Below are 18,947 nucleotides of genomic sequence, written 5' to 3' on the forward strand. Positions count from 1 at the left end.
TTTTCAAAGCACTTTCGGTTCAGGGACCAAAGTCGCCACCAGAGCGACGTCAAGTCCAACGCACGAACTGACAGTTTTCAGTCCGCGCGTGACCCCTAGCGAAGACCGAAACCGGCTTTCGGGGTCAGGCGCCAAAATGGGAGATCGATGATGAATTCATTCCTGAAGTCATGCACTGCTTTGACGGTCGCGCTGACCTTCTCCGGTCAGGCCGTCGCCCAGGTCAAGGAACTTGGCAAGGGCGAAGGCCAGGTCAACATCGTTGCCTGGCCGGGCTATATCGAACGCGGCGAAACCGACAAGGGCTATGACTGGGTGACCTCCTTCGAGAAGGAGACCGGTTGCAAGGTCAACGTCAAGACCGCCAACACCTCTGACGAGATGGTCTCGCTGATGAACGAGGGCGGCTTCGACCTCGTCACCGCATCGGGCGATGCGTCGCTGCGCCTGGTTGCCGGCAAGCGCGTGCAGCCGATCAATACCGATCTCATCCCGAGCTGGAAGACTGTCGACGAACGCCTCAAGGATGCCCCGTGGTTCACCGTCGGTGGCGTTCACTATGGCGTTCCCTACCAGTGGGGTCCGAACGTCCTGATGTACAACACCGACGTGTTCAAGGAAGCGCCCAAGAGCTGGAACGTGGTCTTCGAGGAAATGAAGCTGCCGGACGGCAAGTCCAACAAGGGGCGGGTCCAGGCCTATGACGGACCGATCCATATCGCCGACGCCGCCAACTATCTGATGTTCCACAAGCCGGAACTCGGCATCAAGGATCCTTATGAACTGAACGAGGACCAGTACAAGGCAGCGCTCGAACTGCTGCGCGTCCAGCGCACGCTGGTCGGCCGCTACTGGCATGATGCCGCCATCCAGGTCGACGATTTCCAGAACGAAGGCGTCGTCGCTTCCGGCTCGTGGCCGTATCAGGTCAATGCGCTGGTCGCCGCCAAGAAACCGGTCGCGTCGACCGTGCCGGAAGAAGGCGTCACCGGCTGGGCCGACACCACCATGATGGAGGCCGACTCGGCCAACCCCAACTGCGCCTATAAGTGGTTGGAACATTCCTTGTCGCCGAAAGTGCAGGGCGATGTCTCGGCCTGGTTCGGTTCGCTGCCGGTCGTGCCCGCTGCCTGCAAGGGCAACGAGCTGTTGACCGACGAAGGCTGCAAGACCAACGGCTACGACAATTTCGACAAGATCAAGTTCTGGAAGACGCCGGTGTCGAAATGCGCCACCGAGAACGACCAGTGCGTGCCCTATTACCGCTGGGTGTCGGACTATATCGGCGTCATCGGCGGGCGGTGAGTGCCCTTACCCTCCCCCTTTTGGGGAGGGTCGACGCGTAGCGTCGGGGTGGGGGTCTGCCCTGACATGGCTTGCTTGTGAAACCACCCCCACCCGCGGCTTCGCCGCGACCTCCCCCATCGAGGGGGAGGTGAAGCGGCGCGCGAATTGGCCATCCCAGCCGGGGTTCTGCAGGTGAGGATGACAAAACTAAACCGGCAACAGGCTGACAACCCATGACCACCGCCGTTTCCTTCCAGAAAGCCTCGCGCCATTTCGGCAGCGTTCGCGCCGTCGATGCGGTCGATCTTGACATCGCGCCGGGCGAGTTTTTCGCCATGCTCGGGCCGTCCGGCTCCGGCAAGACCACGTGCCTGCGCCTCATCGCCGGTTTCGAGCAGCCGACCTCGGGCTCGATCTCGATCTTCGGCGAACGCGCCGAGGGCGTGCCGCCCTATCGCCGCAACGTCAACACCGTGTTCCAGGACTACGCGCTGTTCCCGCATCTGAGCGTGCTCGACAATGTTGCCTATGGCCTCATGGTCAAGGGCATCGGCAAGGCTGAACGGCACAAGGCGGCTGAAGAGGCGCTGTCGCTGGTGCGGCTGCCCGGCTATGGCGCCCGCCGCCCCGGCCAGCTTTCCGGCGGCCAGCGCCAGCGAGTCGCGCTCGCCCGTGCGCTGGTCAACCAGCCCAAGGTGCTGCTGCTCGACGAGCCGCTCGGCGCCCTCGACCTCAAACTGCGCGAGAACATGCAGGAGGAGTTGAAGTCGCTCCAGAAAGTGCTCGGCATCACCTTCGTCTTCGTCACCCACGACCAGGGCGAGGCGCTGTCGATGGCCGACCGCGTCGCTGTCTTCAATGACGGCAAGATTATGCAGATCGGCACGCCGGAGGATATCTACCAGCGGCCGAAGACCCGCTTTGTCGCCGATTTCGTCGGTTCCTCCAACGTGTTGCCGCCGGATTTCGTCCAGCGCTATTGCGGCCAGCATCGCTGGGGCAGCCTGCGGCCTGAATCCATTCGCGTCGGCCGCACGGCCAAGGGGGCGGCAAGTGGCGAAGGCGTTTCCGCCCGCCTCGTCTCGACCAACTATCTCGGCGCCACGACAAAACTCGCGCTCGATGCCGACGGATTGAAGCTGCACGCCATCGTGCCGGCCGGCAACGCCCTGCCCGTGGAAGGTGAGGCGGTCGTGCTCACCTTCAACCGCGAGCACCTGCATCTGATGGACGAGCCGGTATGAGCCTCGACGCCGCCATCCCGCGCGCCACGGCGCCCGCTATCCTGCCGGGCAGCGGTGGCGTGCGCGGCGCGCTATCGGATCTTTTCTGGCGCAGGCCCAAGGTTCTGCTGCTCCTCATGCTGCTGCCGCCGGTTCTGTGGCTTGGCATCGTCTATATAGGCTCGCTGTTCGCGCTGCTGGCGCAGAGCTTTTTCTCCATCGACGAGTTCTCCGGCCTCATCAACCGCGAGTTCACTCTCAAGACCTATGGCGACCTGTTCCAGGCGGCCAATCTCGACATCATCCTGCGCACGGTGACGATGGCGGCTCTGGTCACGCTGGCCTCGTCAGTCATCGCCTTTCCGATCGCCTATTACGCGGCGCGCTATGCCCGTGGCCGCTGGAAGGCGCTGTTCTATCTCGGCATCATGCTGCCGCTGTGGTCGAGCTATCTGGTAAAGATCTACGCCTGGAAGCTGATCCTCGCCAAGGAAGGCATCCTCACCTGGCTGTTCGGCAAGCTGCATCTGCAATGGCTGATTGACGCCTGGCTGTCGCTGCCGGTCGTCGGCGGCAATTCGCTGTCGGTGTCGTTCACCGGCACCTTCATCGTCTTCGTCTATGTCTGGCTGCCGTTCATGATCCTGCCGGTGCAGGCGGCGCTCGAGCGCGTGCCGGGCAATCTGGTCGAGGCTTCGTCCGATTTGGGGGCTTCGCCAGGACAGACCTTTCGCAATGTGCTGTTCCCGCTGGCGCTGCCGGGCATCGTCGCCGGATCGATCTTCACCTTCTCGCTGACGCTCGGCGATTACATCATCCCGCAGATCATCGGCACCTCGCGCCTGTTCATCGGCCAGGCGGTCTATTCGCAGCAAGGCACCGCCGGCAACATCCCGCTCGCAGCCGCCTTCACCGTCGTTCCCATCGTCATCATGGGCTTCTACCTCTGGGGCGCTAAGCGCATGGGGGCCTTCGATGCGCTCTGACGGCTCACAGTCGGCTCCGCTCAGCCTGAAGATCGCCGCCGCCTGCGGTCTGCTGTTCCTGCATCTGCCGATCCTGCTGATCTTCGTTTACGCCTTCACGACGGAGGAGAAGAGCTTTGTCTGGCCGCCGCCCGGCCTGACCACGCAGTGGTTCGCCGTCACCTGGAACAGGCCCGATGTCTGGCAGGCACTGTCGCTGTCGGTCAGGGTTGCCGCGATCTCGACAGCGATCGCGCTGGTCCTCGGCACGCTGTGTTCGGCGGCGGTGTCGCGGACCAAATTCTTCGGCCGTGAGACCATCTCGCTGCTGGTCATCCTGCCGATCGCATTGCCCGGCATCATCACCGGCATCGCGCTGCGCTCGGCCTTTTCGCTGGCAGACATTCCATTCTCATTCTGGACGATCGTGCTCGGCCACGCCACCTTCTGCGTCGTTGTCGTCTACAACAATGCCGTCGCCCGTTTCCGCCGCACCTCGGGTTCGATGATCGAAGCGTCGATGGATCTCGGCGCCGACGGTTTCCAGACCTTCCGCCATGTTGTGCTGCCCAACATCGCCACCGCGCTGCTGGCCGGTGGCATGCTGGCCTTCGCTCTGTCCTTCGACGAGGTCATTGTCACCACCTTCACCGCCGGCCAGCAGCAGACGCTGCCGATTTGGATGCTGGAAGAGCTGATCCGACCACGCCAGCGCCCGGTCACCAATGTCGTGGCCATGGTCGTGGTGCTGGTGACGCTGCTGCCGATCCTCGCCGCCTATTACCTGACCCGCGACGCCGACCAGATCGCCGGCTCGGGCAAATAAATCCACGAATTCGTAAGGGAGAGACACCCATGGACACCCAGATGCTGATCGGCTCGAAATTCGAAAAGGGCACCGAAACCGAGGAGCCGATCCTCAATCCAAAGACCGGGGCGACCATTCTCAACCTGCCCGAAGCCAGCCCGGCCCAGATTGAGGCGGCGGTCATGGCCGCCGAACAAGCGTTCGTCTTGTGGTCGCGCACCACACCGGCGCAACGCTCCGGCTATCTCCTGAAGATTGCCGACCGCATCGAGGCCGAGGCACAGGGGTTCGCGACGCTCGAAGCCCTCAACTGCGGCAAGCCGATCAACGCCGTGCTCAACGACGAGATCCCGGCGATCGTCGATTGCTACCGCTTCTTTGCCGGCGCCGTTCGCTCGATGCCAGGCGTCGTCGCCGGCGAATATTTGCCCGGCCATACCTCGATGGTACGCCGCGACGCCATTGGCATCGTCGCCTCGATCGCGCCGTGGAACTATCCGCTGATGATGATGGCCTGGAAGCTGGCGCCAGCGATCGCCGGCGGCAACACCGTCGTCTTCAAGCCGTCGGAGCAAACGCCGCTGACGGCGCTGAAGCTGGCAAAGATCCTCGCCGAAATCCTGCCGGAAGGCGTCGTCAATGTCGTGCTCGGCCGCGGCGACAGCGTCGGCAACACGCTGATCAATCACCCCAAGGTCAACATGATCTCGATCACCGGCGATGTCGCCACCGGCAAGAAGGTGCTGCAGGCGGCCGCCAAATCGGTCAAGCGCACGCATCTCGAACTCGGCGGCAAGGCGCCGGTCATCGTCTTCGACGACGCCGACCTCGGCGCGGTGGTCAACGGCCTGCGCGCCTTCGGCTACTACAATGCCGGCCAGGACTGCACCGCCGCCTGCCGCATCTATGCCGGCAAGAAGATCTACGACAAGCTCGTCGCCGATCTGTCCTCGGCTGTCTCGACCATCAAGTACAATCGCCCCGACGACACCGAAAACGAGATCGGGCCGCTGATCTCGCGCCGCCAGCGCGACCGTGTCTCGAGCTTTGTCGAGCGCGCCTCGGAACTGAAGCACATCGAGATCACCACCGGCGGAAAGCCGGGCGAGGGATCAGGCTTCTACTACCAGCCGACCGTCGTTGCCGGCGCGCTGCAGGAAGACGAGATCGTGCGCCGTGAGGTATTCGGCCCGGTCGTCTCCGTCACCCGTTTTTCCGAGGTCGACGAGGCGGTGAACTGGGCCAACGACAGCGACTATGGCCTGGCGTCATCGGTGTGGACCAAGGATGTCTCGCGCGCCATGGCGACGGCTGCCCGCCTGCAATATGGCTGCACCTGGATCAACACCCACTTCATGCTGACCAACGAGATGCCGCATGGCGGGTTGAAGCAATCCGGCTACGGCAAGGACATGTCGCTCTATGCGCTGGAAGACTACACCGCCGTGCGCCATGTGATGGTGGCTCACGGCTAGCGCGCTGAAGGAAGCCATCAAGAAGCCATCAACAAGGGAGGAAGGAACCATGCATCGCCGCCAATTTCTGACATCCGCAACTGTCGCCGCCGCGCTCTTCGTCGCGGCGCCGTCCTTTGCCGCCGACACCGCGCAATCGGTGGTCGAAGCCTATGTCGCCGCCTGGAACGCCCATGACGCGGCCAAGGCGGCCGGCTACTTCGCCGACGACGTCACCTACTACGACGCTTCTGTCGGCAAACCGGTCAAGGGCAAGGAAGCCGCCAAGACGGGCGTCATCGACAATTTCCTGAAAGCAGTCCCCGACGCAGTGTGGACGATGAAGGGCGCGCCCGTGGTAGAGGGCGACCGCGTCTCGTTCGAATGGGAATTTTCCGGCACCAATACCGGCCCCTGGGCCGACGGCACCGCCGCCACAGGCAAGAAGTTCTCCTTCACCGGCGCCTCGATGTTCTCGATCAAGGACGGCAAGATCGCCACCCAGAGCGACTATTACGATGCGCTCGGTTTCTACAAGCAGCTTGGCCTGATGTAGCAGCGCCACCTGCTTCCCTTCTCCCCGTTGCCGGGGAGAAGGGGGTCGGCCACTACTCCACGATGCGGTAGATGTTCCACAGGCTGGTGCCCGACACGACATAAGGCTCGATGTCCTTGCCCCATTTGGCGTGCGCGTCGATCTTGCCGATCTTGGCGAAGAACGCCTCCAACTGGGCCAGGCTTTCGACCTTGTGGTGGGATTCGATCGTCGCCTCCCGCGCGCCGATCGATCCGGTCATGATCTGGAATTCCAGGTCGGCGAGGCCGACCTGCGAGCCGATCTCGCGTTCCCATTTCTTCATCAGTTCGAGCACGGTCTGCTTGTGCCCGAACTTGGCGTCGATCTGCCATCTGGCGCTGAACATTGTCTTCTCCTCCAGGTTTGCGGTGACCTATTCGTCCCACGCCTGCACCACGGTCTGCCGTGCGATCCGTCCGTTCTTCATCTCCAGCATCGCTGCCGCGAACACTTTCGTGCCGTCCGGGTAGGTGCAGGCCTGGGTGAAGGCGAGGCTGTCGCCATCGGCGATCGTGGTATCGACCTTGTGGGTCATCGCCCGGCTGCAGATGTCGTCCCAGAACGTGCTGATCGCGGCGCGCCCGCGGATTTCGCGCGGCTTGCTCGGCGGGTTGTTGCGGTCGATCACCCGCACCAGCGCATCGTCCGAATAGAAGCTCGACAGCATCTTTCCATCACGGCCTTCGATCGCCTTCTTGATCGCCGCGCCGTCTACGGTCTGTGTCTTGGTCAGCATTTTATCCTCCATATGCCCGTCTTCGCGATCGGGCGGTCGATGATCATGATGCTGCCGGGCGCTCATCGCCGGGCAGGATTTCTTCACTGTGACTTGGCCTTGACGGCTGCGAATACGGCGTCGGTCTGCTTCTTGAAGGTCGCGAGGTCGACCTGGCTGCCATTGAGCATTGTCGACCAGTGGCGCACGATCGCCGCCATCGCCACCGCCTCTTTGATCTCCTCGTCGCTGGCGCCGTTGAGCTTGGCCGCCTCCGTATGGAAATAGATGCAGTATTGGCATGGGATCTGCGCCGCGACGGCGAGCCCCAACAGTTCCTTGGTCTTGCCGTCGAGCGCGGTCTTCGGGTTGAGCTGCACGCCCTTGATCTCGGCCCAGGCGCCGGCGACGGCCACATCAGGCAGCGTCTTGAACATGTCCGGGACCGAGCCGAGCGTCGCCTGGATATCCTTGTAGGCGGCTGTCGCAGACGCGTCCTCGGCCTTTGCGGGAGCGATGGCGAACAACGCTCCAACACCTGCCGCAATCACCAGCGATCCGAGTGTCCGGTTTGACTTCAGCATTTGATCCTCCCTTGGCAGGCCTTTCCCGGCGACATCCGCCTGGCCCGCATGGAGAGAATTGATAGCGCCTGCAGGCCTCGTGCCGCTTCGCCCGAAAGCGCCATGGCTCCTATGGCCCGTCCGGGCCAGTGTGCCTGGCGGAAAATGCCGCTGCCGCTGCCCTCGACGGTAAATCCAGCTTGAGCAGTATGTTGGCGACGTGGCGCTTGACCGTGTGCTCGCTCAGCCCGAGCTCGGCGGCAATCGCGGCATTGCTCTTGCCATCGGCAATCAGGCTCACAACCTCGCTCTCGCGCGCCGTCAGCGAAGCCGGCTCCGTCGCCCTGGCCTTGGGACGGCAGGCCGGTTCCAGATGCTGTTCGGACATCGCCAGCACGAGCCCCAGCGGCTCGTCCAGTTCGTCGATGCTGATGCGGCCGGCATCGGCGAAATGGAGCCCCGAGCCGGCCGCCAGTTCCGCGACCAGCCGCGATGCCAGGATGTCGCCGCGCCCGGCACGAGCAGCGAGTTGCATCGTCACGCGAGCTGTCAGCCCTTCCGGCGATCCGCGCAACTCGATCTCGCCGACATGCGCCCCCTGCGCGCTCGCGACGCCGATGTCCTGTGCGGCTTCGCGCAATGCCGCCGCGCACCGCAAGGCCCGCCCCGGTCCGTCGAAACGTGAAATCATCACCTCGCCATGCGTGTCCACGCAGCGGCCGCCATGGCGTCCGACAAGGGTTCGCCATGTTTCCTGGAAGCGCTGGCTGCGTTCGCTCCACATGCGGTCGCCGAGCCGCGCCGTGTCATGGATGCGTGTCACCAAAAGCGCCGCCAGCACGCGCTCCGCTTCCGCCACGGCGCGTGCGCCGGTCAGGAATTCCTCGATCAGGTCAGCCACCCGATCGACATCGCCGGTCCAGATCGGATGGTCGCGCCCGGGGATTTCCGCCAGCCGTGCATTCGGGATGGTCTTGGCCAGGAAGCGGCTGGCGTCAGGATCGACCCGCACATCGTTGCGGCGATGGATCAGCAGCGTTGGCGCGCTGATAGCCGACAGCACGCCGCGCACGTCGATCCCGGCGTTCATCCGCGCCAGCGCCGCCGCTGCGGTCGGGCTTGCCGACAAGCGCTCGAAGCGCGCCCACCACTGCGTGAAATGCGGGTCGTCGACCCGGCCCGGTGCGAAGCTGGGCAAGGTAGCACCCGTGCCCCATGACGTTTCAGCCGTCTCGATGAAGGCCTTGAGGCGTTCCGGCGGCATCACCCATTTGTGGAAATGCGCATAGCCGCCATAGAGCGCCAGCGCCCGCGTCCTTTCCGGATAGGTGGCGGCGAACAGCATCGCCATGGGCGCTCCTTCCGAGGCGCCAAGCAGTGCCGCGCGGCCGCTGCCGGTCGCGTCCATCACGGCACGCACATCGTCCATGCGCGTTTCGAGGCTGGGCAGGTGATGCGCGTCGACACGGTCGGACAGACCCGTGCCGCGCTTGTCGAACAGGATCAGCCGCGAGAACGCCGAAAGCCGCTTCAGCAGCCGGCTGTAGCCTTCGTCTTCCCAGTGAAGGTCGAGATTGGAAATGAAGCCGGGCACGAAGACGAGATCGAACGATCCCTGCCCGACCACCTGATAGGCGATCCGCACATCGCCGCTACGGGCATATCGGGTCTCGATCGGCCTCACGAGGTTCCGCCCCGGCCTGACGACTTCTGGTCGTCAAACCATAGCAGAACAGCTTGGTTGCGGCAGTTCAAACTTTAGCGATGGAAAATATAAAGCGCGGTGCCTCGGCGCTATTTTTGCGAGGCGGCGACGTCGGCCGGGGAGGCCTCGAGCCCGAGTCGGAGGTCGGCCTCGGCCGGCGTGATCGGTCGCCTGATCTTGGCCGAGGCGGCGACCACCAACTCGTTGAAATTCTCGGTGTCGCCATCCAGCAAATCGAACAGCTGCCGACGCATCCTCGGCTCCCAGAACTTGTTGATATGCTCGGCGACGCCGGCAATGCCTTCCTCGCGCGGCTTGGAATGGAAAAAATCGGCGATCTGGTTTGCCATGCGCACCAGCTTCTCGCTGGTGCTCATGATGTGTTCTTCGTCATGCGACATGCTTGGCAACTCCGCAAACCACCCGGTCGGGGTGGGTGAAAATATCGAAATCATCGCCGCGAACCAGCGCAACGAGGGTCATCCCGGCGGCCTCCGCAGTGCGGATGGCGAGCGCGGTCGGCGCCGAAACGGCGATGATGATGGCGGCGCCGATAGCTGCCGTCTTCTGCACCATTTCCACCGAAACGCGCGATGTCACCACGACAGCACCCGTCGAGCCGTCGATGCCGGCTTTCGCCAACGCGCCTGCGAGTTTGTCGAGCGCATTGTGGCGGCCGACGTCCTCGCGCGCCATGACGACGCCCTTGCCCGGCATATAGAAGCCGGCGGCGTGCACGGCTCCGGTCTCGGTGTGCAGTGGCTGCACTTTCGACAAAAGCTTGACCGAGCCGACGATATCGTCGGCATCCAATGTAAGCGTCGACGAACCGACCGCGTCAACCGAACGCATCGCTTCCTCGATCGATTCGATGCCGCACAATCCGCAACCGACCGGTCCTGCCAACCGTCTGCGCCGCGCTTCGAAGCGCGTATTGGCGCTGTCCTTCAACCGGATCTGGATATCGATACCGGCGCCATGATCCTCGACCTCGATGGCGTCGATCTCGTCAGGCTTGGCGATGATGCCTTCGGTCAGCGAGAAGCCGAGCGCGAAATCCTCGAAATCGGCCGGGCTTGCCATCATCACCGCATGGGTGGTGCCGGCAAAGGAGAACGCCACCGGCGTCTCTTCCGGCACCATCCGGTTGGCAGCCGTCGTCCCGCTCGCGCGACGCGCCAGCCGCGATACCTGCGTCGTGGCTTGGCGGCGCTCGCTCAAGACTACTCCGCCGCTTCCAATTTCGCGATGCGCCGGCTCTGCTTGGCCTGCTCGTCATAATCGCGCTGCCATTCCGACGGGCCGTTCGAGGCGCCGACCTGCACCGCCGTCACCTTGTATTCCGGACAATTGGTCGCCCAATCGGAGAAGTCGGTCGTGATGACGTTGGCCTGCGTGTCCGGATGATGGAACGTCGTATAAACCACGCCGGGCGACACACGGTCGGTGATCAGCGCACGCAACGTCGTCTCGCCCGAGCGGCTGGTCAGCCGGACCCAGTCGCCGTCGCGCAATCCGCGATTCTCCGCATCGTGCGGGTGGATCTCCAGCCGGTCCTCGCTGTGCCACACGACGTTGTCGGTGCGCCTGGTCTGCGCGCCGACATTGTACTGCGACAGGATGCGGCCGGTGGTCAGCAGCAGCGGGAAGCGCGGGCCGGTCCTTTCGTCCGTCGCCACATATTCGGTGCGGATGAACTTGCCCTTGCCGCGCACGAAACCATCGACATGCATGATCGGGGTGCCGAGCGGTGCCTTCTCGTTGCAGGGCCATTGCACGGATCCGACACGGTCGAGCAATTCGAAGGAGACGCCGGCGAAGCTCGGCGTCGTCTGGGCGATCTCGTCCATGATCTCGGAGGGATGCTGGTAGTTCCAATCCAGCCCGATCGCGCGGGCAAGCTCCTGCGTCGCTTCCCAATCGGCGTAGCGCGCCTTCGGCTTCAGAACCTTGCGCACCATGTTGATGCGGCGCTCGGCATTGGTGAACGTGCCGTCCTTCTCGAGGAAGGTCGAGCCGGGCAGGAAGACATGCGCGTAGTTTGCAGTCTCGTTGAGGAAGAGGTCATGCACGACGACGCATTCCATGGCAGCCAGACCGGCAGCGACATGCTTGGTGTCGGGATCGGACTGCAGAATGTCCTCGCCCTGGATGTAGATGCCCTTGAAAGTGCCGTCGACGGCGGCATCCAGCATGTTGGGGATGCGCAGGCCGGGCTCGTCGTCCAGCTTCACCCCCCACAGGCTCTCATAGATGTCGCGCACGGCTTCGCCGGAGATATGACGGTAGCCGGGCAGTTCGTGCGGGAACGAACCCATGTCGCAGGAGCCCTGCACATTGTTCTGGCCGCGCAGCGGATTCACGCCGACGCCTGGCCGGCCGATATTGCCGGTGGCCATGGCGAGGTTGGCGATCGCCATCACCGTGGTTGAACCCTGGCTGTGTTCCGTCACCCCGAGGCCGTAATAGATCGCGCCGTTGCCGCCGGTTGCGTAGAGACGCGCCGCGCCGCGGATCAACTCCGGATCGACGCCCGACAACTTGCCGACGGTTTCGGGGCTGTTTTCCGGCAAGGCGACGAACGAGGCCCAGTCCTGGAACTCCGCCCAGTCGCAGCGTTCGCGGATGAAGGCTTCGTTGAAAAGACCTTCGGTGACGATCACATGCGCCAGCGCCGTCAGCACAGCCACATTGGTGCCGGGCTTCAGCGGCAGGTGATAATCCGCCTCAACATGTGTCGACTTGACCATCTCGGTGCGACGGGGATCGAGCACGATCAACTTGGCGCCCTGACGCAGCCGCTTCTTCAGCCGCGAGGCGAACACCGGATGGGCTGAAACCGGATTGGCACCGATAATGACGGCAACATCAGTGTAATCGACGGAGTCGAAATCCTGTGTGCCGGCCGAGGTGCCATAGGTCTGGCCGAGCCCGTAGCCCGTCGGCGAATGGCAGACGCGCGCGCAGGTGTCGACATTGTTGTTGCGGAACCCCTGCCGCACCATCTTCTGGACGAGGTAGGTTTCCTCGTTGGTGCAGCGCGACGAGGTGATGCCGCCAATCGCGGTGCGGCCGTACTGATACTGGATACGGCGGAATTCCTTGGCCGTGTGGGCGATAGCCTCTTCCCAGGTCACCTCGCGCCATGGGTCGGTGATCTTTTCGCGGATCATCGGCGACAAGATGCGGTCCTTGTGGGTGGCGTAGCCATAGGCAAAACGGCCCTTCACGCAGGAATGACCGTGGTTCGCCTTGCCCTCTTTGTAGGGCATCATGCGAATGACCTCGTCATCCTTCGCTTCGGCCTTGAACGAGCAGCCAACGCCGCAATAGGCGCAGGTGGTGACGACCGAGCGCTCCGGCAGGCCTTTTGCAAGGACTGTTTTTTCGCGCAGCGCATCGGTCGGGCAGGCCTGCACGCAGGCGCCGCAGGACACGCATTCCGAATCGATGAACGCCTCGTGCATTCCCGCCGAAACCCTGGATTCGAAACCACGCCCTTCGATAGTCAGCGCGAAGGTGCCCTGCACCTCTTCACAGGCCCTCACGCAGCGCGAACAGACGATGCATTGCGTGGGATCATAGGTGAAATAAGGGTTGGTTTCGTCGCGGGCGATGTAATCGACCGTCAGCGAGCCGTGGCCGGGCGCCACGCCGTTTTCCTGCTTGACGTGGTTACGGCCCTCGATGCCGTAGCGGTTCTCGGTCAAGCCGATCGACTTCGCCACCGTGTCGAACTCGCTGGCGCCGGTTCCGGCCGTCTCGTTCCAGCCGGTCGGATGGTCGGAAACGTAAAGCTCCATGACGCCGCGGCGAATGGCGTCAAGTCGCCCGGACTGCGTATGCACCACCATGCCTTCGCCGACAGGTGTCGTGCAGGACGCTGGCGTGCCGCCGCGCCCTTCGATCTCGACAAGGCAGACACGACATGAACCGAAGGAGTCCAGCATGTCGGTGGCGCAAAGCTTCGGGATCTCAACCCCGCCTTCCATCGCCGCACGCATGATCGAGGTGCCTTCCGGCACGGTGATGCTGCGGCCGTCGACGCTCAGCGTGACCTGCTTGTGCGCCGCCGATTGCGGAGTCCCGTAGTCGATCTCTTCGACGAGTGATGGGAAGTCGGCCTTGATGTTCATCTGCCAGCTCCTATTCAGCAGCCACGCGCACTGGCGCAGGCTTGAAGTCGTCGGGGAAATGGGTGATCGAGCTCATAACCGGGTAAGGCGTGAAGCCGCCCAGCGCACAGAGCGAGCCGAATTTCATCGTGTTGCAGAGGTCGGCGACCAGAGCGAGGTTCTTCTCCGGCTCGATGCCAGCGGCAAGCTTGTCGATGGTCTCGACACCGCGCGTCGAGCCGATGCGGCAGGGCGTGCACTTGCCGCAACTTTCGATGGCGCAGAACTCCATGGCGAAGCGTGCCTGTTTCAACATGTCGGCAGTGTCGTCGAACACCACGATGCCGGCATGGCCGATCAGCCCGTCCTTGGCCGCGAAGGCTTCATAGTCGAACGGCGTGTCGAATAGCGCGCGCGGGAAATAGGCGCCGAGCGGTCCGCCGACCTGCACCGCCTTGACCGGACGCCCCGTCGCCGTGCCGCCGCCGATGTCGTCGACGATCTCGCCCAGCGTCATGCCGAAGGCCGCTTCGAACAGGCCGCCATACCTGATGTTGCCGGCGATCTGGATCGGGATCGTGCCGCGCGAGCGGCCCATGCCGAAATCCTTGTAGAAGGCCGCACCCTTGTCCATGATGATTGGCACCGAGGCCAGCGAGATGACGTTGTTGATCACCGTCGGCTTGCCGAACAGCCCCTTGTGCGCCGGCAGCGGCGGCTTTGCCCGTACCATGCCGCGCTTGCCTTCAAGCGAGTCAAGCAGCGCCGTCTCCTCGCCGCAGACATAGGCGCCTGCTCCGACCCTGATCTCCATGTCGAAAGCGTAGGGTGAACCCAGCACGCTGGCGCCAAGCACACCGGCCTTGCGGGCAACCTCGACGGCTTTGTTCATCATCGCCACCGCATGCGGATATTCCGAGCGGACATAGACGAAGCCTTTGGTCGCACCCGTTGCGATCCCCGCAATCGTCATGCCTTCGATCAGCACGAAGGGGTCACCCTCCATGATCATGCGGTCGGCAAAGGTGCCCGAGTCGCCTTCGTCGGCGTTGCAGACGATGTATTTGCGGTCGCCAGCGGTATCGAGCACCGTCTTCCATTTGATGCCGGTCGGGAAGCCCGCGCCACCGCGCCCGCGCAGCCCGGATTCGGTGACTTGGGCGACAATGGCGGCGGGCGTCAATCCCAACGCGTTCGTCAGCCCATTCAAACCGCCATGCTTCTTGTAGGATTCGAGTGACAGCGGATCGATGACGCCGCAACGCGCGAAGGTCAGCCGCGTCTGCTTTGCCAGGAAGGGGATTTTGTCCGGGGCGCCCAGCCAGCGCTTGTGGTGGCCGCCGGTGAGGAAGCCGCTTTCGAACAGGCTCTTGACGTCGGATGGCTTGACCGGCCCATAGGCAACGCGGCCGTTGGCGGTCGCAACTTCGACCATCGGTTCGAGGAAATAAGCGCCGCGCGAACCGTTGCGCACGATCTTGGCCTCGATGCCGCGCTCTGCCAGTTCACTGGCGATCGCCTTGGCGACCTTTTCGGCGCCAAGCGCCAGTGCCCCGGAATCGGCGGGAATGTAGATACGCGGGATCATGAGCGCACCTCGGCAACGATCTCGTCGAGCTTTTCGTCATCGAGCCGCCCAATCACTTCGCCATCGAGCATGGCGGCGGGCGAACAGGCGCACAGGCCGAGACAATAGACCGGCTCCAGCGTCACCGAACCGTCGCGGGTCGTCTCGTGGAAGCCGATGCCCAGCAATTGCTTCAGTTTGGCGGCGATGGCGTCGGAACCCATCGACTGGCACGATTCTGCCTGGCAGAGCTTCAGCACATGCCGGCCGGCCGGATGGCGGCGGTAATCGTGATAAAAGGTGACGACGCCGTGCACCTCGGCCCTGGAGATGTTCAGCGCTTCGGCGATGACCGGCAGCGCATCCTGCGGCACATGGCCGAACTCTTCCTGGATTCCGTGCAGGATCGGCAGCAACGGCCCTTCGAGGCCTTTCAACTCCTGGATGATCGCGGTCGTGCGCGATGTGATCTCGGTACTTGCAGGCTGCATTGGCATGCAGCGCCCTCCCTGGTCGATAGCTTTTCTCGCTAAGTCTTTACAAAATCAGAGGAAACCTTCGGAATCAATAAAGCTGTTTCGTTGCTCGATAGAAATCTTCTATCGAGCTTGGTCAGCCGGTATTGTCTAGCCTAACGGCGGGCGTGGAAATCGTCCGCCAGCGCCATCGCCTCGTCCAGCAGCGCCGAGACCAGCGGCGTGTGCGGCTCGCTCGGCGTCGCCACCAGGCCGACCGTGTGGCTGGCGTCCGGCTCGACGATCGGAATGGCCCGGATCGGTTCGGAAAAGCCGAATGTTTCCGCGAGGTTGAGGGGCATGATCGATGACCATTTGCCGGTGCGGATGTGCGAAAACAGCACGATCATCGAATTGGATTCGAGTGTCGGGCGCACCTGCACCCCGGCCTCGGCCAGGTGCTGATCGATGATGCGGCGGTTCTGCATGTCCGGCGTCAGCAGGCAGAGCGGCAGGCTGCTGAGCTCCGCCCATGTCACTTTGTCGCGGTCGGAATAGGGATTTCCCATCGCGGTGATCAGTTGATAGCGCTCGTCATAAAGCGGCACGCTGGTCACCCGCCCCAACGGTTCGTTGTCGAGATAGGTGATGCCGGCGTCGATATCGAAATTGCCGAGCAGGGACAGCACCTCGATCGAGGTCCGCGACAGCACCGAGAAGGTGACGCCGGGATGTTTTGCCCGAAACGGCGTCGTCAGCCGCGCCACCATGGCGAGCGCCGTCGGGATGGCGGCAATGCGGATGCGACCAGACAGGCCGTGGCGCGCCGCCCGCATCTCTTCTCTCATGGTCCTGGTATCGCCGACGATGCGGCGCGCCCACACCAAAACTTGCTTGCCCTCGGGCGTCAGCCCCTGGAAGCGTGAGCCGCGCAGCACCAGCATCACGCCGAGCTGACCCTCCAACTGCTTGATGCCGGCCGACAGCGTCGGCTGGGTGACTCCGCACACGTCGGCTGCCCGGCCGAAATGCTCTTCCTTGGCCAGTGCGATGAAGAATTCCAGCTTGTCGATCATGAACGGAAGCTAGAGCATTTTGGCGTCCGCATAAATGCAGCAGGACAAACGGTTAGAGCGAGCCACCGTCTCCAGGAAAGCCGGCCAGGAGTGCCCGTTCCGGATCATGCGGGCGCCACCTCCCCGAAATGCGGAACAAACCTATTTGTCGACAAGGTTCAGGATGTTGCCGTCGGGGTCCTTGAACCATGCGACCTTTATGCCGGAGCCGACATGGACGTCGCCCTCCAGCGTCAGGCCGGGCATCTCATAGTGCTCGAAGGCGACACCCTTCGACTTCAACGACTTGACGATGGTCTCGATCGCGTCGCCCACCGTCCACGTCACCGCCGTCGCCTTGTTGGTGCCTGCAAATTGCGAATGATAGACGTTGATAAGCGTGTCGCCGCTTTTGTAGACGATCAGTTCGCCACCCATATCATCCACCTGCTTGAGGCCCAGCGTCCCTTCATAAAAGGCCTTTGCCCTCGCCAGGTCTTTCACCGCGACATTGGCCGTTGCATTGCTGTTTGCGAGCATGATCGTCTCCTTCCCTGATTGCTCATCTCGATTGATTGCTCATGTCGAGGCTTGAATTAGATCAGGGGCGCTGTTTGGCGACCGCCAGTCTGCAAAATGCCGCCCGCCCCGACACCGCCCGTCGTTTTTGCGGGCACGCCAAGGCAGCTATTGCTCCACGGCTTGGTTCTGTCCGGAAACTGCACTATCTCAGGGCAAAGCTTGCATAAGGAAGAACTGATGTCCGTCACCAAGGAAATCGTCACCGAACGACTGAAGACGGTCAACGGGCCGGATTTCACCGGCAACATCGTCGACCTTGGTATGGTTTCCGAGATTTTCATCGCCGATTCCAAGGTCTTCTTCTCGATAACCGTTCCCGCCGCCCGCGCCCAGGAGATGGAACCGCTACGCGCCGCCGCCGAGCGTGTCGTCAAGGCTATTCCCGGCGTTGCCGGCGCCGTCGTCGCACTGACGGCGGAAAAGAAGGGCGGCGGCATGGAGGCGCCGGTTCCATCGCGCCCCGCACCCAGGCCAGCGCCGCCAGCTCCGCCCGCCGCCGCGCCGCGCGCCGCGCCGCACGCCCCTGCCTCGCACAGCCAGGGCAGGCGTGGCGTGCCCGGTATCGAAGCGATCATCGCCGTCGCTTCCGGCAAGGGCGGTGTCGGCAAGTCGACCACCGCAGTCAACATCGCTCTTGGCCTCGCCGCCAATGGTTTGCGCGTCGGCGTGCTCGACGCCGATATCTATGGCCCGTCCATGCCGCGGCTGCTCAACATCCACGGCCGGCCGCAGACCGTCGACGGCAAGATCCTGAAACCGATGGAGAATTACGGGCTTAAGGTGATGTCGATGGGCTTCCTCGTCGATGAGGAGACACCGATGATCTGGCGCGGTCCGATGGTGATGTCGGCGCTGACGCAGATGCTGCGTGAGGTCGAATGGGGCCGGCTCGACGTGCTCGTCGTCGATATGCCGCCCGGCACCGGCGACGCGCAACTGACAATGGCCCAGCAAGTGCCACTGGCTGGCGCCGTCATCGTCTCGACGCCGCAGGATCTGGCGCTGATCGATGCCCGCAAGGGCCTCAACATGTTCAAGAAGGTCGACGTGCCACTGCTCGGCATCGTCGAGAACATGAGCTATTTCATCGCTCCGGATACGGGCAAGCGCTACGACATCTTCGGCCATGGCGGCGCGCGCCGCGAAGCCGAGCGTCTGGGCGTCACCTTCCTTGGCGAAGTGCCGCTCGAGATGGGCATTCGCGAAAGTTCGGATGCCGGTACGCCGGTGGTTGTCTCGAAGCCCGACGGTGCCGAGGCAAAGATCTATCGGGATATCGCTTCGAAGGTTTGGGACCGGATCAATGAAGAGCGTGGTGCGGCCGCGGACGCGGTGCCGAACATCGTGTTCGAATAGTTTTTCGCTCGGTAGGCGCTGGCTCCAGAGAAGCCAGGCGTCGTTCGAGCGAGGACGTAACCTAAGCCGCGCCGACCTTTTCGCCGAAGCTTGAAAAAAACTGTCCGGCCAGCTTCTTCGAGGTCGATTCGATCAGCCGGCTGCCGAGTTGCGCGATCTTGCCGCCGACATCGGCCTTGGCGGCGTATTTCAACACCGTGGTATCCGGCCCGTCCTCCGTCAGCGTCACGTCGGCGCCGCCCTTGGCGAAGCCGGCTATGCCGCCCTTGCCTTCGCCCTGGATGGTGTAGGAATGCGGCGGCTTGAGATTCTTGAGCGTTACCTCGCCGTTGAACGTCGCCTTGATCGGCCCGATCTTCACCACCACGGTCGCCGCCATCTCGGTCGGTGACTTCATCTCCAGGCTCTGGCAGCCGGGAATCGTCGCCTTCAAGACCTCAGGATCGTTCAGCGCTTCCCACACCTTTTGCAGGGGCGCGGCAATGCGCTCCTCGCCTTCGATCACCAAAGCCATGAAAAC

General features: G+C 63.2%; 19 protein-coding genes. 7 read left to right on the forward strand and 12 right to left on the reverse strand.

Annotated elements, in window-relative coordinates; all coding sequences use genetic code 11:
- Window positions 1-150 precede the first annotated feature (150 nt).
- From HNQ71_RS29955 to HNQ71_RS29980, 6 genes are all read left to right on the forward strand, one after another.
- Window positions 151-1,305 carry an ABC transporter substrate-binding protein gene (locus tag HNQ71_RS29955; protein ID WP_184877273.1) on the forward strand — a complete coding sequence of 385 codons (1,155 nt, stop codon included), beginning with the start codon at window positions 151-153 and terminating at the stop codon, window positions 1,303-1,305.
- Between the two features lie 215 nt (window positions 1,306-1,520).
- Window positions 1,521-2,531, forward strand: a complete 1,011-nt coding sequence (locus HNQ71_RS29960) for an ABC transporter ATP-binding protein (protein WP_184877275.1) — start codon at window positions 1,521-1,523, stop codon at window positions 2,529-2,531.
- Window positions 2,528-3,496, forward strand: a complete 969-nt coding sequence (locus HNQ71_RS29965; protein WP_184877277.1) for an ABC transporter permease — start codon at window positions 2,528-2,530, stop codon at window positions 3,494-3,496. The genes HNQ71_RS29960 and HNQ71_RS29965 overlap by 4 nt, the downstream gene beginning before the upstream one ends.
- Window positions 3,486-4,301, forward strand: a complete 816-nt coding sequence (locus tag HNQ71_RS29970; RefSeq protein ID WP_184877280.1) for an ABC transporter permease — start codon at window positions 3,486-3,488, stop codon at window positions 4,299-4,301. Before HNQ71_RS29965 ends, HNQ71_RS29970 begins: the two co-directional genes overlap by 11 nt.
- 29 nt (window positions 4,302-4,330) lie before the next feature.
- Window positions 4,331-5,758, forward strand: a complete 1,428-nt coding sequence (locus tag HNQ71_RS29975; protein ID WP_184877282.1) for a gamma-aminobutyraldehyde dehydrogenase — start codon at window positions 4,331-4,333, stop codon at window positions 5,756-5,758.
- Window positions 5,759-5,807: 49 nt separating this feature from the next.
- Window positions 5,808-6,293: an ester cyclase gene (locus HNQ71_RS29980; protein WP_184877284.1), complete on the forward strand. Its 486-nt coding sequence runs from the start codon at window positions 5,808-5,810 to the stop codon at window positions 6,291-6,293.
- Between the two features lie 52 nt (window positions 6,294-6,345).
- Here HNQ71_RS29980 and HNQ71_RS29985 read toward each other — a convergent pair whose 3' ends face one another.
- From HNQ71_RS29985 to HNQ71_RS30035, 11 genes are all read right to left on the reverse strand, one after another.
- A complete protein-coding gene (locus HNQ71_RS29985) occupies window positions 6,346-6,660 on the reverse strand; it encodes a hypothetical protein (protein WP_184877285.1) in 315 nt (104 codons plus the stop codon).
- Window positions 6,661-6,687: 27 nt separating this feature from the next.
- Window positions 6,688-7,050 (reverse strand): nuclear transport factor 2 family protein, encoded by a 363-nt coding sequence (locus HNQ71_RS29990; RefSeq protein WP_184877287.1) that lies wholly within the window; start codon window positions 7,048-7,050, stop codon window positions 6,688-6,690.
- A gap of 83 nt (window positions 7,051-7,133) precedes the next feature.
- Window positions 7,134-7,613: a carboxymuconolactone decarboxylase family protein gene (locus HNQ71_RS29995; protein WP_184877289.1), complete on the reverse strand. Its 480-nt coding sequence runs from the start codon at window positions 7,611-7,613 to the stop codon at window positions 7,134-7,136.
- Window positions 7,614-7,722: 109 nt separating this feature from the next.
- Complete coding sequence (locus tag HNQ71_RS35730; RefSeq protein WP_184877292.1) at window positions 7,723-9,276, reverse strand: alpha/beta fold hydrolase; 1,554 nt, start codon at window positions 9,274-9,276, stop codon at window positions 7,723-7,725.
- A gap of 110 nt (window positions 9,277-9,386) precedes the next feature.
- Window positions 9,387-9,698, reverse strand: a complete 312-nt coding sequence (locus HNQ71_RS30005) for a formate dehydrogenase subunit delta (RefSeq protein ID WP_184877294.1) — start codon at window positions 9,696-9,698, stop codon at window positions 9,387-9,389.
- Window positions 9,688-10,518, reverse strand: coding sequence for a formate dehydrogenase accessory sulfurtransferase FdhD (gene fdhD, locus HNQ71_RS30010; RefSeq protein ID WP_184877296.1), 831 nt, complete (start codon window positions 10,516-10,518; stop codon window positions 9,688-9,690). Before fdhD ends, HNQ71_RS30005 begins: the two co-directional genes overlap by 11 nt.
- 2 nt (window positions 10,519-10,520) lie before the next feature.
- A complete protein-coding gene (gene fdhF / locus HNQ71_RS30015; RefSeq protein WP_184877298.1) occupies window positions 10,521-13,433 on the reverse strand; it encodes a formate dehydrogenase subunit alpha in 2,913 nt (970 codons plus the stop codon).
- Between the two features lie 10 nt (window positions 13,434-13,443).
- Complete coding sequence (locus tag HNQ71_RS30020; protein WP_184877300.1) at window positions 13,444-15,000, reverse strand: formate dehydrogenase beta subunit; 1,557 nt, start codon at window positions 14,998-15,000, stop codon at window positions 13,444-13,446.
- Window positions 14,997-15,476, reverse strand: coding sequence for a formate dehydrogenase subunit gamma (locus tag HNQ71_RS30025; RefSeq protein WP_184877302.1), 480 nt, complete (start codon window positions 15,474-15,476; stop codon window positions 14,997-14,999). Before HNQ71_RS30025 ends, HNQ71_RS30020 begins: the two co-directional genes overlap by 4 nt.
- Window positions 15,477-15,610: 134 nt before the next feature.
- Complete coding sequence (locus tag HNQ71_RS30030) at window positions 15,611-16,510, reverse strand: LysR family transcriptional regulator (RefSeq protein WP_184877305.1); 900 nt, start codon at window positions 16,508-16,510, stop codon at window positions 15,611-15,613.
- A 141-nt stretch (window positions 16,511-16,651) separates the two neighbouring features.
- Window positions 16,652-17,029: a VOC family protein gene (locus HNQ71_RS30035; RefSeq protein ID WP_184877307.1), complete on the reverse strand. Its 378-nt coding sequence runs from the start codon at window positions 17,027-17,029 to the stop codon at window positions 16,652-16,654.
- Between the two features lie 219 nt (window positions 17,030-17,248).
- On the opposite strand from HNQ71_RS30035, the gene HNQ71_RS30040 reads away from it, so the two are divergent.
- Window positions 17,249-18,427 carry an Mrp/NBP35 family ATP-binding protein gene (locus tag HNQ71_RS30040; RefSeq protein WP_184877309.1) on the forward strand — a complete coding sequence of 393 codons (1,179 nt, stop codon included), beginning with the start codon at window positions 17,249-17,251 and terminating at the stop codon, window positions 18,425-18,427.
- Window positions 18,428-18,488: 61 nt separating this feature from the next.
- On the opposite strand, the gene HNQ71_RS30045 is transcribed toward HNQ71_RS30040, so the two are convergent.
- On the reverse strand, window positions 18,489-18,941 hold the full coding sequence (locus HNQ71_RS30045; protein ID WP_184877311.1) for an SRPBCC family protein: 453 nt from the start codon (window positions 18,939-18,941) through the stop codon (window positions 18,489-18,491).
- Window positions 18,942-18,947 lie beyond the last annotated feature (6 nt).

The organism is Mesorhizobium sangaii, assembly GCF_014207355.1.
Classification (GTDB): domain Bacteria; phylum Pseudomonadota; class Alphaproteobacteria; order Rhizobiales; family Rhizobiaceae; genus Mesorhizobium; species Mesorhizobium sangaii.

Excerpts from the sequence above, each read along its gene's own strand:
- HNQ71_RS29990 (WP_184877287.1), bottom strand. The coding sequence starts at position 7,050 with ATGCTGACCAAGACACAGACCGTAGACGGCGCGGCGATCAAGAAGGCG.
- HNQ71_RS30040 (WP_184877309.1), top strand. The coding sequence starts at position 17,249 with ATGTCCGTCACCAAGGAAATCGTCACCGAACGACTGAAGACGGTCAAC.
- HNQ71_RS29965 (WP_184877277.1), top strand. The coding sequence starts at position 2,528 with ATGAGCCTCGACGCCGCCATCCCGCGCGCCACGGCGCCCGCTATCCTG.
- HNQ71_RS30030 (WP_184877305.1), bottom strand. The coding sequence starts at position 16,510 with ATGATCGACAAGCTGGAATTCTTCATCGCACTGGCCAAGGAAGAGCAT.
- HNQ71_RS29975 (WP_184877282.1), top strand. The coding sequence starts at position 4,331 with ATGGACACCCAGATGCTGATCGGCTCGAAATTCGAAAAGGGCACCGAA.
- HNQ71_RS30005 (WP_184877294.1), bottom strand. The coding sequence starts at position 9,698 with ATGTCGCATGACGAAGAACACATCATGAGCACCAGCGAGAAGCTGGTG.
- HNQ71_RS30035 (WP_184877307.1), bottom strand. The coding sequence starts at position 17,029 with ATGCTCGCAAACAGCAATGCAACGGCCAATGTCGCGGTGAAAGACCTG.
- HNQ71_RS30025 (WP_184877302.1), bottom strand. The coding sequence starts at position 15,476 with ATGCCAATGCAGCCTGCAAGTACCGAGATCACATCGCGCACGACCGCG.
- HNQ71_RS29960 (WP_184877275.1), top strand. The coding sequence starts at position 1,521 with ATGACCACCGCCGTTTCCTTCCAGAAAGCCTCGCGCCATTTCGGCAGC.
- HNQ71_RS29985 (WP_184877285.1), bottom strand. The coding sequence starts at position 6,660 with ATGTTCAGCGCCAGATGGCAGATCGACGCCAAGTTCGGGCACAAGCAG.
- HNQ71_RS29980 (WP_184877284.1), top strand. The coding sequence starts at position 5,808 with ATGCATCGCCGCCAATTTCTGACATCCGCAACTGTCGCCGCCGCGCTC.
- HNQ71_RS29970 (WP_184877280.1), top strand. The coding sequence starts at position 3,486 with ATGCGCTCTGACGGCTCACAGTCGGCTCCGCTCAGCCTGAAGATCGCC.
- HNQ71_RS30045 (WP_184877311.1), bottom strand. The coding sequence starts at position 18,941 with ATGGCTTTGGTGATCGAAGGCGAGGAGCGCATTGCCGCGCCCCTGCAA.
- fdhF (WP_184877298.1), bottom strand. The coding sequence starts at position 13,433 with ATGAACATCAAGGCCGACTTCCCATCACTCGTCGAAGAGATCGACTAC.
- HNQ71_RS29955 (WP_184877273.1), top strand. The coding sequence starts at position 151 with ATGAATTCATTCCTGAAGTCATGCACTGCTTTGACGGTCGCGCTGACC.
- HNQ71_RS29995 (WP_184877289.1), bottom strand. The coding sequence starts at position 7,613 with ATGCTGAAGTCAAACCGGACACTCGGATCGCTGGTGATTGCGGCAGGT.
- HNQ71_RS30020 (WP_184877300.1), bottom strand. The coding sequence starts at position 15,000 with ATGATCCCGCGTATCTACATTCCCGCCGATTCCGGGGCACTGGCGCTT.